Below are 14,531 nucleotides of genomic sequence, written 5' to 3' on the forward strand. Positions count from 1 at the left end.
GGGGTGCGGGCGCGACCGAAGGGGACGGACAGCCTTGCCACGTCCTGTTAGGGTGCGCACGCCGGTGTCTCTCCACTGCCGGGAGCGCGCATGCCTCCAGAGAGAACTGCCCGAACCGCGGCGGCCGCGTTCCTCGGCCTGATCGCCGATCCGCGTGACGACCGGTCGGTCGCCGACGTCGAGGCGCATCGTGCGACGACCGTCGTCCGGGGTGCCGCGCTGGTCCTGGGCAGCATCCTGGACCACGTCAACGATCATGAGCTGGCCGGCCGTACCCCCGGGTTCATCGAGGCGTGTGAGAGCGCCGGGCGCCGGCTGGCCGAGCGGGCCGGGGACTCCGCGCAACTCGCGGCCGGGCTGTTGTTCTTCATGTCGGTCAACGTGGAGCTGCTCCGCCGACGGTTCGATCCGCCGTCCCCGGCCGGCCAGCGCGCGTCCGACGAGACCTGCCGGCGGCTGATCGCCCACCCGCAGGCGAAGCGCGCGATCCACGCGCTCTACGCACCGGAGCGGTACACCCGGGCGGCGCGGCCGGGGGAGCGCCCGGAGCCGGCGATCTGGCGGCACCTGGACGTGGGCTCGATGGAGTACTTCAAGGCCGGCACCACGTCGCTGATCCTGACCGTGCGCGAGCAGGGCGAGACCGGCCCGCCCGGCTGGGTGCTCAAGTGCGTGCTGTTCCCGTGGGGCAACATGTCCGCGGTCGCGAACGCCACCGCGGCCTACGCGGCCGTCTACGGCCGGGCGCCCGACCCGATCGTCCGGCCGAAGGCGTCCACCACGCGCTGGGTGGTGCTGCCCAAGCAGGACGGCGACACGCTGCGCGAGCGGATCGAGCGGTGCCGGGCCGCGGGTGAGCTGGACCAGGCCGGGCAGCGGATCGCGTTCGCCCGCGCGATCGCCGAGCAGATCATCGCCGCGCTGTCCGCCGCCGAGGGGTTCGCGCACCTCGACCTGTCGCCCAGCAACATCATCCTGACCGGCACCGGCGCGGTGAAGCTGATCGACCTGGGGCGCAACCATCTCTACAGCCGGCAGGTCGGCATCGCCGAGCACGACGACTCGGTCTACATCGCGCCGGAGGTGAAGAACCGGGGTGACTCGCCGACCTCGGACGTCTACTCGCTCGGCGTCATCGTGCTGGAGATCCTCTCCGGCGGCCCGCCGCGGGACGGCCGGGTGCCGGACGCGATCTACGAGATGAGCCCGGTGCTCGGCCGCGCGCTGGACGATCTGATCGAGGAGCGGCCGGCGCACCGGCTGCTGCTGATCCGGCCCGGTCCGGAGCCGATGTACCGGCGGTTGCGGACCTTCCTGGCCGAGGCGTTCGCGCTGGCGGAGGCGGAGCCGGCGGCGTCACCGAGCGCGGCCGACCGGGCGTACGCCCGGTTCGCGCCCGCGTCCCGGGAGCTGCTCACCCAGGTCCGCAAGTGGCGGCAGGCCCGGCACAGCCCGGTCCGGCACTCCGGCTACCTGCTCTTCTTCGCGCTGGTGGCGAGCGTGGTCTGGTGGTTCGTCTTCGCGCGCACGGCCGTGCCGCAGATCACCGACGTGATCAAGGAGTTCCCGAGACTGCCGAAGGCGCCGTCCGCGGCCGCGATCATCGCGTTCGCGCAGGGGCTGATCAGCGCGAAGTTCTATCAGACGATCATGGCCCGGCTGACCGCGCGCGGCATCCCCGGCGTGCTGCCGCGGGTGACGGAGGTCGCCGTCCGGTCGATGGCGGTCATCGCGCTGCCCACCGCGGTCCTGGCGGTGGGCTGGAAGCCGCAGCTGTGGGCGTGGTCGGTCGCGGCCGGCGCGTACGCGGTGGCACTGACGAACCTGCTGTGCCTGCTGCTGGCGCGGCGGCTGTTCGCGGCCGGGCGGGCGCACGACCTGTCCACCGTGCCGGACCCGGGCGTGCCGCTGCCGCGCGGGTTCGAGCAGTGGTGGTGGACGATGCTGCTCTACGCGGTGCTGCTCACCGTCATCGCCTGGGGGTTGCAGGTGCGCTGGCTGCACGACGAGACCGCGATCGTGCTCGGCCTGCTGATCATCAACATCGGGATCCACTACATCGCGAAGTGCGCGCTCGCCGGCCCGGCGATCCGTGGCGGCCTGGCCCGCGCGTTCGTCACCGGGGAGAAGGTGGCGGCGCTGCGTTCATCGTCATCGTGACCGTGTAGCCGTCCGGCCCGTGCCGCTCGGTCACCGCGTCGCAGCACTGGTGCGTCACCCACAGCCCGAGACCGCCCCGCGCGCCGTCACCGGCCGGCAGCAGACCCGCGAACGGGTCGGTGGGCCCGCGACCGGCGTCCGTCACCGACACCGTGAACCGGTCCGCCAGCGTCCACAACCGGACCGTGATCGGCGGCGTGCCGTGCCGGTGCGCGTTCGTCACGGTCTCGCTGACCGCGACGGCCAGGTCGTCGAGCGCGTCCGGTGTGAGCCGGCCGTGGTCCGCCGCGAGGACCGCGTGCCGCGCCTCGGACGGGGACGGGCCGTGCAGCTCCAGGTGCGGCGCGGGCAGCGGCTCGCCGGTGTGGGGGCGGGCACGGGTGATCGGCAGGAAGGAGCCCGGCTCCAGGTAGGCCGGGTGCGGCAGGTGGTGCCCGCCGGGTGCGGCGGCGCGCGGGTGGGTGCGGGTCACGTCCGCCAGCACGTGCGCGGGCGTGCGGAGCCGGTCGTAGACGCACATGCTCCAGAGCGGGAAGTCGTCCAGCGCGTGGTTGATCGTCGACTCGTATCGGGCCCAGGCGTTCCACGCCGGGCCGAACGTGGTGCGGGGCACCTCGCCGGCGACCCGGATCTGACCGGCGCCGGCGTCGACGTGGCGGGCCAGCATCGACCGGAACGCGCGGATCGAGGACGCGGGCCGGGTGTAGAGCGTGTCGGCCGGCACGAAGTCGACCTTCGCGTCGGAGGGCAGCGCGTCCCGGACCAGCGCCGCCTGCTCGTCGCCGAGGACGACCACGGTGGGCTCGTCGGCGGCCACCCCGGCCAGCAGGAACGGCAGCACGATCGCGAGCAGTTCGGCGGGGGTGGAGTGGAACGCGGCCTCGTGGAAGAACCCGCGGTGCCCGGCGGCCGCACCGGTGCGCGGCGGCGGGGAGGATCGGGCGGGGGAGTCCACGCGCCCAGTCTAGGCCGCGCCCGCCGACCGTCGATCAGCGCAGCGGAAGTGACCAAAAACCGCGAAACCACAAAACCCGTCCGGGGGTACGTTTCCCAGCCGTACCCCCGGACGGGTTGGATCTCAGAGCGACCAGTCGCGGATCTCGGGCAGGTCCTCCAGGTGCTCCACCACGTAGGCCTCGTGCTCGGCCAGCTTCGCCTTGCACCAGTCCTTCAGGTCGGCCGCGCCGCGGGGGAGCCGGGCCGCGTTGTTGATCGCGTCCATCACCAGGTGGTAGCGCGACGCCCGGTTCCGCACCGTCATGTCGAACGGCGTGGTGGTGGTGCCCTCCTCGACGAAGCCGCGCACCCGGAACCGGTCCGCGTCCGGCCGGCCGTGGACCAGCTGGTGGATCGCGCCCGGGTAGCCGTGGAACGCGAAGACCACGTCGACCGTGTCCGTGAACAGCTCCGTGAACCGGGTCTCGCTCATGCCGTGCGGGTGGTCCTTCGGCCGGACCAGGCCCATCAGGTCGACCACGTTCACCACCCGCACGGACAGCTGCGGCAGCCGCTCCTTGAGGATCTGCGCCGCGGCCACGGTCTCCATGGTCACCACGTCGCCCGCGCAGGCCAGCACGATGTCCGGGTCGCGGGTGCCGTCGTCGGTGCCGGCCCACTCCCAGACGCCGGCGCCGCGCGTGCAGTGCTCGATCGCCTCGTCCATGGTCAGCCACTGCGGCTGCGGCTGCTTGTCGATCACGATCAGGTTGATGTACGACCGCGACCGCAGGCAGTGATCGGCCACGCTGAGCAGCGTGTTCGCGTCCGGCGGCAGGTAGACCCGGGCGATGTCGCCGCGCTGGGTGAGCACCACCTGGATCAGGCCCGGTCCCTGGTGCGAGAAGCCGTTGTGGTCGTTGCGCCAGGCCGTGGACGTGAGCAGCACGTTCAGGCTCGGCACCTTGGCCCGCCAGTCCAGCCGCCGCGACTCCTGCAGCCACTTGCCGTGCTGCACGGTCTGCGACGCGGAGACCATCGCGAACGCCTCGTAGGTGGCGAACATGCCGTGCCGGCCGGTCAGGTTGTAGCCCTCCAGCCAGCCGTGGCAGTTGTGCTCGGAGAGCACCTCCATCACCCGGCCGTCCCGGCTGATCGCGGTGTCGTGCTCGAACGTCTGCTCCATGAACCCGCGGTCGGACGCCTCGAAGACCGCACCGAGCCGGTTGCTGTTCGTCTCGTCCGGGCAGAACAGCCGGAACCGGTCGTCGTTCGCGCGGTAGACGTCGCGCAGCAGCTCACCCAGCTTGCGGGTGGACTCCGCCTTCTCGGTGGCCGGCGCCTTCACGTCGATCGCGTAGTCGCGGAAGTCCGGGATGTCGAGGTCCTTGGTGAGCACGCCGCCGTTCGCGTGCGGGCTCGCGCTCATCCGCAGGTCGCCGGCCGGGTTCAGCGCCGTCACCACCGCGGTCGGCCGGCCCTGGTCGTCGAAGAGCTCCTCGGGGCGGTAGGAGCGCATCCACTCCTCGAGCAGCCGCAGGTGGTCCGGGTTCTCCCGGACGCCGGAGAGCGGCACCTGGTGCGCCCGCCAGGTGCCGGTGACCTGGGTGCCGTCCACCTCGTCCGGGCCGGTCCAGCCCTTCGGCGTCCGCATGATGATCAGTGGCCAGCGCGGGCGGGTGCCGTCCCAGTCGCCGCCGCGCGCGCTCTCCTGGATCGCGCGGATCCGGCCCCAGGCGTCGGCGAGCGCGGCCGCGAACCGCTTGTGCATGCCGGGCAGGTCCGCGCCGGAGACCTCGATGACCTCGTAGCCGTGGCCCTCCAGCAGCGCGTGCACCTCCTGCGGGCTCTTCCGGGCCAGCACGGTCGGTCCGGCGATCTTGGCGCCGTTGAGGTGCAGGATCGGCAGCACCGCGCCGTCCCGCGCCGGGTTGATGAACGAGACACCCTTCCAGGAGCCCTCCAGCGGGCCGGTCTCCGCCTCGCCGTCGCCGACCACCGCGATCGACAGCAGGTCCGGGTTGTCCATCACCGAGCCGAACGCGTGCACCAGCACGTACCCCAGCTCGCCGCCCTCGTGGATGGATCCGGGCGTGGTGACGGAGACGTGGCTCGGGATGCCACCCGGCGCGGAGAACTGGCGGAACAGCCGGCTCATGCCCGGCTCGTCCTGCGAGACCTTCGGGTAGACCTCGGAGTACGTGCCCTCCAGGTAGCCGGCCGCGACCAGCGCCGGGCCGCCGTGCCCCGGGCCGGCCAGGTAGATCGCCCGTTGCCCGGTCCGCTGGATCAGCCGGGACACGTGCGCGTAGATGAACGACAGGCCCGGGCTGGTGCCCCAGTGCCCGAGCAGGCGCGGTTTGATGTGCTCGGCCGTCAGCGGCTCGCGCAGCAACGCGTTCGCCCGTAGGTAGATCTGGCCGACGGTCAGGTAGTTGTTCGCCCGCCACCAGGCATCCAGGCTCGCGATCTCGTCCTCGCCGGGCTCGGCAAGCGTCTGCAGCAGGTTCTCGTCGACGGTGGTCACTGTCACCGCGTACCCCCCTCATGCGATCTCTATCCGTGCACCAGCGTGCCGCATCGGGGTCGATCGCGCAGGGGGAAGCGGGCCCGCCGGACCGGGCCGTTGGTCCCTACCGGGTGGCCTTCCGGCGCGCCTCCAGGTGGCGCTTCCACTGGTCGCGCGCCTCCTGGGTGCAGCCCTGCAGCGCGTCGCCGGAGACCGTGGCCGGCCCGAAGACCTTGTAGAGCTGCCGCCAGACCCAGCCGCCGTCCTCCGGGTTGCGCATGTGATCCTCCCAAGCCGTTGGTGTGCCAATACTTTGTACACCAACTATCGGTAGGATGGCACCGTGGCTGAGGACATACTCGCGCTGGAACGACAGGTCTGCTTCGCGCTCTCGGTGGCGTCCCGCACGGTCGTCGGCGTCTACCGCCCGCTGCTGGAGCCGATGGGCCTGACCCACCCGCAATACCTGGTCATGCTCGCGCTGTGGCAGTCCTCGCCGCTGTCCGTCAAGGAACTCAGCCGCCTCCTGCTGCTCGACCCCGGCACGCTCTCGCCGCTGCTCAAGCGCCTCGAGGCGGGCGGGCTGGTCCGCCGGGAGCGGGACCCGCACGACGAGCGCAGCCTCGCGGTCACGCTCACCGACGCCGGCCGGGCGCTGCGCGCGGAGGCGGAGAAGATCCCCGGCACCGTCGTGTCCCGGCTCGGTCTCCCGCTCGCCGACCTGCAGGACCTGCACGCCGCGCTGACCACCGTGATCGCGGCCGCGTCGGCCGTCGCCCCGCCACCTCGGCCGAACGGCTGACAATCGCGAAACCGGCCTCCTGGCAACCCGCGCGGCGTTCACTAAAACCCACGTCGCAGGGGAGGCCCACCATGATCAACCACTCCACCGGCCCGGGTGACCTGGACCGGATCGTCGCGGACGCCCACGCGGTCGTCGAACGCCAACTGCAGCACCTCGCCGCCGGCCGCGGCGACCGCCGGATCCTGGCCGACCAGGTCTCCTACGAGCTGGCCCGGCAGACCGACGCGGAGGAGCGCGTGCTCTGCCCGGCGCTGGCCCGCACCGGCGCGGTCGCCGAGGCCCGGCACCTGCGCGACGAGAACAAGCGGCTCAAGGAACTGCTCGTGGTCATCCAGCAGAGCGAGCCCGGCGACGAGGAGTTCGAGGAGGCGGTCGCGGAACTGATCGACGACGTACGCCAGCACGCGGCCGAGGAAGAGGAGGAGTACCTGCCGCAGCTGCGCCACCGGCTCGGCCCGGACCGCATGCCCGAGCTCGGCCGCGACTGGCTCGCCGCGATGCGCGCGGCACCGGCCCGCCCGCACCCGCACGTGCCGGCCGGTGCGCTCGCCCACCGGCTCACCGACCCGGCCACCGCGGCCGTCGACCGGCTCCGCGACCGCGTCTCCGGCCGCCGTGACGTGCTCGCCACCGACCCGTCCGGCCTGCTCGACCCGCAGGCCCAGCGGGTGCTCGACGCGTTCGCCGCACTGCACCCCGCGCCGCTGGAGACGCTCACCGTCACCCGCGCCCGCCGCCGCCCCGGCCTGGCCGCCGCGGTCCGCGCGCTCGCACCCGGCCTCGCCCCGGAACCGGTCGGCGACGCCCGCACGCTGCTGCTGCACGACGGCCTGCCGGTCCGCGTCTACCACCCGTCCGGCGGCCCGGCCGAGCCGCTGCCGGTGATCCTCTGGGCGCACGGCGGCGGCTGGGTGCTGCCCGAGGCCGCGGAGGCGGACACGATCTGCCGCGCGCTCACCAACCGGACCGGCGCGATCGTCGCCTGCCCCGGTTACCGGCTGGCCCCGGAGGAGCCGTTCCCGGCCGCGTTCGAGGACATCCGCACCACGTACCACTGGCTGGAGACGCACGCCCGCTTCCTCGGTGCCGACCCCACCCGGATCGCGCTGGCCGGCGAGTCCAACGGCGCCACCATGGCCGCCGCCACCGCGTGGAACCTCCGCCTCACCGACGGCACGCTCCCGGCCGCGCTGCTGCTCGTCCACCCGCTCACCACGCTCGCCCCGCACGGCGACAGCATGATCACCGAGGCGGACGCGAAACCGCTCACCCGGACCGCGCTCTCCTGGCTGCTCACCCACGCGGTGCCGCCGGCCACCGGCGGCGATCCGTGGCTCGACCTGCTCGGGCTGCCGCGGCAGTCACTGACCGGCCTGCCGCCGACGCTGGTGATCACCGCGGAGCGGGACCTGCTGCGCGACCAGGGCGAGGACTTCGGCCGGCACCTCGCGCTGGCCGGTGTCTCCGTCACCACCACCCGCTACCAGGGCGTGCCGCACGGCTTCCTCGCGGCCGCGCCGATCCTCGACACCGCGCAGCGCGCGCTCGCGGAAGCGGCGGCCCACCTCCGGCGCGCCTTCGCCGGGCTCCCGGCGAAGCCGATCTGAGGCGGTACGCGGCCCGCGCCGTGAATTACCATGCCGAGCCGTGAGCACCGGCGCGCAGTGGCCCGACCTGACGACCCTCTACCGGGAGGCGGCCGGCGCCGCGGGTGGCCGCTGGCACGTGCTGGTCACCCGGCACGGCACGCCGGTGCTGGAGGAGGACGCGGACGCGGTGCTGCACGCGTACAGCGTGCAGAAGCTCGCGGTCGCGGTCGCGGTGCTGGACGCGGTCGACCGGGGCGTGGTCGCCCTCGATCACCGGATCTGCGTGCCACCGGAGATCGTGCTGCCGGGCAGCGGCATCTACGCGCTGCAGACCGTCTGGGGTGACCGGGTCACGGTCGCGAACGTGCTGACCGCGCTGCTGCTGGTCTCCGACAACACGGCGGTGCGGCTGTGCGGGGAACTGGTGCCGGCCCGGGAGATCAACGAGATCCTGGCGGCGAAGGGCTTCGCGCGCACGCGGGTCGAGCCGGTGGACAACCCGCACCGGTTCTTCCTCGGCGTCACCACGCCGCGGGAGACCCACGACCTGCTCACCAGGCTGGCCGCCGGCACGCTGCTGTCCGCGGACAGCACCGCGTTCGTGCTGGGCGTGCTGCGCGCGCTCAGCGGATACCACGACGGGGTACGCCGGGTGATGTCGTCGCAGGACCGGGCGCGGGTGGCCAGCAAGTACGGCGCGGACTGGCAGGACGGGTTCGCGTCCCGGCACGAGGCCGGCGTGGTCTTCGACCGGGACGGCCGGCCCGCGGTGGTGTTCGCGCTGTTCGCGGACCGGCTCGGCGACGTGCTGAACTACGGCTCGACGCACCCGGCGGTGCAGGCGCACGCGCTCCTGGGGCCGGCGCTGCTCAGTCTCGCGACGACCTAGCCTCCCGGCCTCGCGACGACCTAGCCTCCCGGCCTCGGGGCGACCAGGCGTCTCGGTCTCGGGGCGACCTGGCGTCTCAGTCCCGCGACGACATGGCGTCGACCAGACGCTGGCAGGGGCCGGCGAGGTTCCACTTCTCCGCGAGCGCCATCAGCGCGTCCGCGTCGACCGGCGCGGCCGGCAGCGCGAACGCGGTGACCGGCAGCGGCACGTCGGTGGCGACGCGGACCACCGGCCCGGCGGCCCGCAGGTAGTCGCGGGCCGCGGCCAGCTTGGTGCGCAGCCCGGCGGCGAACCCGGCGGCCGGGTCGTCCAGCGCGGCCAGGATGTCGTCCAGGCCGCCGTAGCGCTCGACCAGCCGGGCCGCGGTCTTCTCGCCGACGCCGGCCACGCCGGGCAGCCCGTCGCTGGGGTCGCCGCGCAGCGCCGCGAAGTCCGCGTAGCGCTGGGGGGCCACGCCGTACTTGGCCGCGACCAGCGCCTCGTCCGCGTCCTCCAGCTTCGCCACGCCGCGGCCGCAGTAGAGCAGCCGGGTGCCGCGCGCGTCGTCGACCAGCTGGAACAGGTCCCGGTCGCCGGACGCGACCTCGACCGGGCCGGGCTGCGAGAAGGCCAGTGTGCCGAGCACGTCGTCGGCCTCGTAGCCGTCCACGCCGAACGCCGGGATGCCGACGGCGGCCAGCAGCTCCAGGATGATCGGGATCTGCGGCACCAGCGTGTCCGGCACCTCCTCGACGGCCGGTGCGACCGCGACCCGGTGCGCCTTGTACGACGGGATCAGCGCGACCCGCCACTCCGGCCGCCAGGACGCGTCCAGCGCGCAGACCACCCGGTCCGGCCGGCGGGTGCGGATCAGCGTGGCGAGCATGTCGGTGAAGCCGCGGACCGCGTTGACCGGGCTGCCGTCCGGCGCGCGGGCGGCCGACTCGGGGATGCCGAAGTAGGCACGGAAGTAGAGGCTGGGCGCGTCGACGGCGAGCAGCGGTCGCTGGTTCACACCCGTCACACTAGTCCGCATGCGAAGGTGGTCCTCGGAGGCCACGGTTCTGGCTAACTCACGGACGGTGAACGTGCTGCTGACTCGGAGCGAAAGCTTCTCACACAACGGCCCCCCGGTCTGTGCCTCGCAACCGCGCCGACCTATTGTCTCCGGGTGTCCCCGACTCCTACCTCTCGGGCCGCTACTGTGACTTCCAACAGCGCTGCCGAAGCCCCGCAGACCCCCCGACGGCCGCTGCGCGTCGGGATGATCGTCATCAGTCAGTACGAGTCGGATCCGCGCGTCCGACGCCAGGCCGAGGCGCTGGTCGCGCGCGGTGACGAGGTCACCGTGCTGGCCCTGGAGGCGGAGGGCCGGCCCCGCGAGGACGTGGTCGAGGGCGTCCGGGTGATCCACCTGCCGGTGAAGAAGTACCGTGGCTCCTCCGCCAAGGCGTACCTCGGCCTCTACGGCTCGTTCGGCGCCCGCGCGACCGCCTGGCTCACCCGCCACCCCCGGCGCTTCGACGTGCTCCAGGCGCACTCGATGCCGGAGGCGCTGGTCTTCGCGGGCATCGCGCAGCGGCTGGCCGGCGTGCCGCTGCTGCTCGACGTGCACGACCTGACCAGCAAGCTGTTCGCGGCGAAGTTCGAGGGCAAGAGCGCGATCATGTCCGGGGTGCGCCTCTCCGAGCGCGCCGCGCTGCGCTTCGCCACCGAGGTCATGACCGTGCACGAGCCGTACGCGGACCTGGTCCGCGCGGACACGAAGAAGCCGGTGTCGGTGGTGATGAACTGCCCCGACGAGCGCCTGTTCGCGCCGCGTCCGGAGCCGCGCCGGTGGGACCCGGACGGCGAGATCGTGTTCAGCTACCACGGCCTGATCGCGCCGCGGCACGGCCTGGTCAACGTGGTCAAGGCGCTCAAGGGCGTCCGCGAGGCGCTGCCCGGCGCGCGCGTGCAGATACGGGGTGGCGGCGACGGCATCGACGAGGTCGCGGCCACCGCGCGCGAGCTCGGCCTGGAGGACGCGGTCGACCTGCCGACCCGGCTCTACTCGATGACCGAGATCGTCGGCGAGCTGACGGACGTGCACATCGGCCTGGTCCCCAGCATGCTGGACCAGTGGACCGAGGGCGTGCTCCCCACCAAGCTGCTGGAGTACTCCGCGCTCGGCGTCCCGTGCGTGACGTTCCGGAACCCGGTCATCGAGCGGTACTTCCCGGACGACTCGGTCACCTACGTCGACCCGGCCACGCCGGACACGCTGCGGGAGGCCATGATCGCGCTGGCCAAGGACCCGGACCGGGCCCTGGAGCAGGCCGCCCGCGCCGCGAAGGTGATGGAGGGCCTGCGCTGGAGCGCGCAGAAGGAGATCTACTTCAGCGTGATCGACCGGCTCGCGGCCCGGAAGAACCGTGGTTGAGCAGACGACGGTGACGGAGCGCCCGGCCGCCGCACCCGGCATGGCGCGCAGCGGGGTGGCCAGCCTCGCCGCGCTCGTCGCGCTGGGCCTGACCCGGCTGGTCCACGGCGCGCTGGTCGCCCGGGCGACCGACCAGGAGGTCTACGGCCTGGTCGGCTCGCTGGTCGCGGTCAGCACGATCGCCAGCCTGCTGCTGCCGGCCGGCCTGGCCAGCGCCGCGTCCCGGTTCATCCCGTTCCAGCAGGGCCGGGGGGACGTCGGCGCGGTCGCCGCGGTCGACCGCATGCTCTCCCGGCTCGGCCTGGTCGCGGCCGTGGTGCTCGGCGCGGGCGCGGGCGCGTTCGCCTGGCTCGTCTACGACCTGGACCCGGTCGACGTGGTCCAGGTGGTGCTGCTGTGCGTGACGTTCTGCGCGTACACCGTGCAGAAGGCCACGCTCTACGCGTTCGGCGAGGTCGCCCACTACGCGAAGCTGGAGTTGGCCTCGTCGGTGATCGCCATCGGCGCGACCGTGCTGGTGGTGCTGACCGGCGTGCCGCTCTACATCCTGCCGCTGGCGCTCGGCTACGGCCTGTTCGGCCTGGCCGGCTGGGTGCGGCTGCGCGCGACCCGGGCCGGGATCCGCCGCGAGCCGCGCACCGGCGCGCCGGACACCCGCGAGATCTGGGTCTACATCGGGCTCGCCTGCGTCGGCACGGTCTGCGCGAGCGGCTTCCTGCAGAGCACCCAGCTGCTGGCCGGCTGGGTCGCCACGGCCGGCGTGGTCGCCTACTTCACCGCCTCGGTCACGCTGGTCGCGCCGTTCTACTTCCTGCCCCGCGCGCTCGGCATGGTGCTGTTCCCGGCGATGGCCCGGGCGCACGGCGCCGGGGACGCCGAGGCCGTGCGCACGCAGGCCGACCTGTCCACCCGCGCGCTGCTGGCCGCGCTCGCGCCGCTGTTCGTCGGCGCGATCCTGCTGGCGCCGGAGGTGCTGGCGGTCTACGGCGGCGGCGAGTTCGCCGACGGCGCGCCGATCCTGCGCCTGATCCTGGCCGGTACGTACCTCGCGGTCATCCCGGTCGCGGCCGTGAACTCGCTGTCCAGCGGCGAGCACGTCCGGGTTCCGACACTGGCCGCGGTGGCCGGCGCCAGCACCGGCCTGCTGGCGGTGGCGCTGCTGACCCCCGCGTTCGGCGCGGTCGGCGTGGCGGCCGGCTACGTGCTGGGCACCGCGATCACGGCCGGCGTCCCGCTGATCACGGCGTGGCGACTGCTCCGGATGTCCTGGTTCGGCCCGGTCCTTCGTGCACTCAGCGTAGTCGGGTCGGCACTTGTTCTCGCGGCCGTGCTGGACCACCTCGACGCGGGGGTCCTGCTCGACGTCACGGCCGCCCTGCTAGGCGCTTTGATCGCGGCGTCGGTGCTGGTCGGAGACCTGCGGAGACTCTGGCGCGACGGTCGCGCCAGGCCCGCCACCCCGGGTAGCGGTGACACAGCGTGAAAGGTAGCCTTTCGGCGGACGGTGGTCCCACACCGTCGTCCGCGAACCGTAAATGTGGCCGGAGACCGCTCCATGGACCGGTGCGGTCCATGGTCGCCGCCACTGTCCTTGTCCGACGGCGCTCGGCCCTCACGGGGCCGACAATGACCGCCACCGGCTCGGTGGCGGCGGGAAGAGTTCAGGTTGTCTTCGATGGTCCTCGCGCGTGACGCCGAGCGGGATGATGCGGCGCCGACGGCGCGACGTCTGATTCCCCGCTGGCTGTCCGGAGTCCTGCTCGTCCTGCTGTCCCTCCTCCTCGTCGAGGTCGTGATCGAGGCGTGGATCCAGGTGCTGTTCAGCAGCACCACGATCGACGCCCAGAACCGGGTCGTCGAAGACCTGCCGACCTGGCCCAAGGCGTTCAAGAACGCCATCTACCTGTCCCTGCTCGCGATCAGCGCACTGGTCCTCGCGCTCGAGTGGCGGCGGTGGCGTGAGTTCACCACCAAGGCCGACATCGCGCTCGCCGTGCTGGGCGTGGTGCTGATCCTCGCGGGCCTGGTCAACGGCTCCGAGATCTCGCTGATCGCCCAGGCCGGCTACGTCTACCTGCGCGGCGTGATCGTGTTCTACGCGTGGCGGGTGGCGTTCCCCTCGCAGAAGCACATCCGCTGGGCGCTGATCCCGGTCGGCGTGCTCGTCGTCCTCAACTCGATCCTCGCGATCTGGCAGACGCTCGCCGGCTACCAGGCGTACCAGATGGTCGGCTGGAACAACATGACCTGGGCCCGGATCAACCGGGCGCACGCGCTCATGGACCACCCGAACCACCTCGGCCACTTCCTCACGCTCGCCCTGCTCGGCCTGCTCTGCTGGTTCATCGTGCGGAAGAACGTCGGCTGGAAGCTGTGGCTGCTGTTCGGCTTCATCGCGCTGGCCGGCTCCGCCACCCAGTCCCGCGAGTCCGCGCTCGGCTTCCTCGGCGCCGCGATCGTGCTCGCGATCCTCCGCCGCGGCAAGTACGTGGTGATCGCGGTCGCCACCGCGATGGTGCTGATGTTCGCGGTCGGCCAGGTCGTCATCTCCCCGGAGAACCGCACCGAGCTGGCCCGCCGCCTGGCCGGCGTGACCAGCGCGCTCTCGCTGCCCAGCGGCGCCGAGCAGGACGGCTTCTGCGTCCAGGGCAACGCCGGCTGCGAGGAGGAGAACAGCATCCCGCAGCGCGAGGTCCGGGTGCTCTACGCGCAGCAGGGCGTCAAGCTCTTCTTCAAGCAGCCCATCCTGGGGTACGGCATCGGCCAGTTCGGCGGCATCGCGGCCTACACCGCGGACCCGGAGTGGTTCAAGGACACCCGCTTCGGCCCGAACGGCTTCGAGCTCTACGGCTCCAACGAGAAGCAGGTCGACTCGTTCTGGCTGCACCTGCTGGTGGAGACCGGTACGCTCGGCGTCCTCGCCTACCTGACCTGGCTGTTCTTCCTGGCCTGGCCGCTGCTGCGCAGTTCCTGGGCCGACCGGAAGGAGCGCTGGAAGGAGAACCGGGCCGGCCCGACCACGCTGTGGGGCATCGCGGTGCTCGTCTTCGCGGTCCTGGTCGCGGCGCTGGCGCCGTCCCTCGAGGACCCGGTCTTCCCGGCGATGCTCTTCTCCGTGCTGGGCATCTCCTGGGTGATGCTGTCCCGCGCCGGCGCCCGGACCCCGGTCGCCGCCGCCGAGACCGCCGCACCCGCCGACGAGCCGACCGCTCGCCGTACCGACGAGGAAGTTTAGGGGG

Annotated in this window: 11 protein-coding genes; 7 read left to right on the top strand and 4 right to left on the bottom strand. The window is 72.8% G+C overall.

The window, feature by feature from the left end; genetic code table 11:
- Window positions 1-90: 90 nt before the first annotated feature.
- A complete protein-coding gene (locus tag J2S44_RS33015) occupies window positions 91-2,160 on the top strand; it encodes a protein kinase domain-containing protein (protein ID WP_310421902.1) in 2,070 nt (689 codons plus the stop codon).
- Here J2S44_RS33015 and J2S44_RS33020 read toward each other — a convergent pair.
- The 3 genes from J2S44_RS33020 to J2S44_RS33030 form a co-directional block, all read right to left on the bottom strand.
- Window positions 2,117-3,115 carry an anti-sigma factor RsbA family regulatory protein gene (locus J2S44_RS33020; RefSeq protein WP_310421906.1) on the bottom strand — a complete coding sequence of 333 codons (999 nt, stop codon included), beginning with the start codon at window positions 3,113-3,115 and terminating at the stop codon, window positions 2,117-2,119. The genes J2S44_RS33015 and J2S44_RS33020 overlap by 44 nt on opposite strands.
- 123 nt (window positions 3,116-3,238) lie before the next feature.
- Complete coding sequence (locus J2S44_RS33025) at window positions 3,239-5,629, bottom strand: phosphoketolase family protein (RefSeq protein WP_374727931.1); 2,391 nt, start codon at window positions 5,627-5,629, stop codon at window positions 3,239-3,241.
- A 100-nt stretch (window positions 5,630-5,729) separates the two neighbouring features.
- Window positions 5,730-5,885, bottom strand: a complete 156-nt coding sequence (locus J2S44_RS33030; protein WP_310421908.1) for a hypothetical protein — start codon at window positions 5,883-5,885, stop codon at window positions 5,730-5,732.
- Window positions 5,886-5,948: 63 nt separating this feature from the next.
- On the opposite strand from J2S44_RS33030, the gene J2S44_RS33035 reads away from it, so the two are divergent.
- The 3 genes from J2S44_RS33035 (at window position 5,949) to J2S44_RS33045 (ending at window position 8,888) form a co-directional block, all read left to right on the top strand.
- Window positions 5,949-6,407 (top strand): MarR family winged helix-turn-helix transcriptional regulator, encoded by a 459-nt coding sequence (locus J2S44_RS33035; RefSeq protein ID WP_310421913.1) that lies wholly within the window; start codon window positions 5,949-5,951, stop codon window positions 6,405-6,407.
- Window positions 6,408-6,478: 71 nt separating this feature from the next.
- Window positions 6,479-8,017 (top strand): alpha/beta hydrolase fold domain-containing protein, encoded by a 1,539-nt coding sequence (locus J2S44_RS33040; RefSeq protein WP_310421916.1) that lies wholly within the window; start codon window positions 6,479-6,481, stop codon window positions 8,015-8,017.
- A 40-nt stretch (window positions 8,018-8,057) separates the two neighbouring features.
- The gene (locus J2S44_RS33045) at window positions 8,058-8,888 is read left to right on the top strand and encodes a serine hydrolase (RefSeq protein ID WP_310421919.1); all 831 of its coding nucleotides are present in this window, start codon (window positions 8,058-8,060) and stop codon (window positions 8,886-8,888) included.
- Window positions 8,889-8,964: 76 nt separating this feature from the next.
- Here the strand turns inward: J2S44_RS33045 and J2S44_RS33050 are convergent, their stop codons facing one another.
- Window positions 8,965-9,885: a 5'-3' exonuclease gene (locus J2S44_RS33050; RefSeq protein ID WP_374727932.1), complete on the bottom strand. Its 921-nt coding sequence runs from the start codon at window positions 9,883-9,885 to the stop codon at window positions 8,965-8,967.
- 249 nt (window positions 9,886-10,134) lie between these two features.
- Here J2S44_RS33050 and J2S44_RS33055 point away from each other — a divergent pair, with 249 nt between their 5' ends.
- From J2S44_RS33055 to J2S44_RS33065, 3 genes are all read left to right on the top strand, one after another.
- The gene (locus J2S44_RS33055; protein ID WP_310421925.1) at window positions 10,135-11,292 is read left to right on the top strand and encodes a glycosyltransferase family 4 protein; all 1,158 of its coding nucleotides are present in this window, start codon (window positions 10,135-10,137) and stop codon (window positions 11,290-11,292) included.
- Window positions 11,285-12,775, top strand: coding sequence for a lipopolysaccharide biosynthesis protein (locus J2S44_RS33060; protein WP_310421928.1), 1,491 nt, complete (start codon window positions 11,285-11,287; stop codon window positions 12,773-12,775). The genes J2S44_RS33055 and J2S44_RS33060 overlap by 8 nt, the downstream gene beginning before the upstream one ends.
- Before the next feature lie 192 nt (window positions 12,776-12,967).
- Window positions 12,968-14,527: an O-antigen ligase family protein gene (locus J2S44_RS33065; protein WP_310421931.1), complete on the top strand. Its 1,560-nt coding sequence runs from the start codon at window positions 12,968-12,970 to the stop codon at window positions 14,525-14,527.
- Window positions 14,528-14,531: the final 4 nt, after the last annotated feature.

Origin of the sequence: Catenuloplanes niger, from assembly GCF_031458255.1 — a bacterium.
In the GTDB taxonomy this organism is placed as follows: Bacteria; Actinomycetota; Actinomycetes; order Mycobacteriales; family Micromonosporaceae; genus Catenuloplanes; species Catenuloplanes niger.

Excerpts from the sequence above, each read along its gene's own strand:
- J2S44_RS33040 (WP_310421916.1), top strand. The coding sequence starts at position 6,479 with ATGATCAACCACTCCACCGGCCCGGGTGACCTGGACCGGATCGTCGCG.
- J2S44_RS33030 (WP_310421908.1), bottom strand. The coding sequence starts at position 5,885 with ATGCGCAACCCGGAGGACGGCGGCTGGGTCTGGCGGCAGCTCTACAAG.
- J2S44_RS33015 (WP_310421902.1), top strand. The coding sequence starts at position 91 with ATGCCTCCAGAGAGAACTGCCCGAACCGCGGCGGCCGCGTTCCTCGGC.
- J2S44_RS33065 (WP_310421931.1), top strand. The coding sequence starts at position 12,968 with ATGGTCCTCGCGCGTGACGCCGAGCGGGATGATGCGGCGCCGACGGCG.
- J2S44_RS33055 (WP_310421925.1), top strand. The coding sequence starts at position 10,135 with ATGATCGTCATCAGTCAGTACGAGTCGGATCCGCGCGTCCGACGCCAG.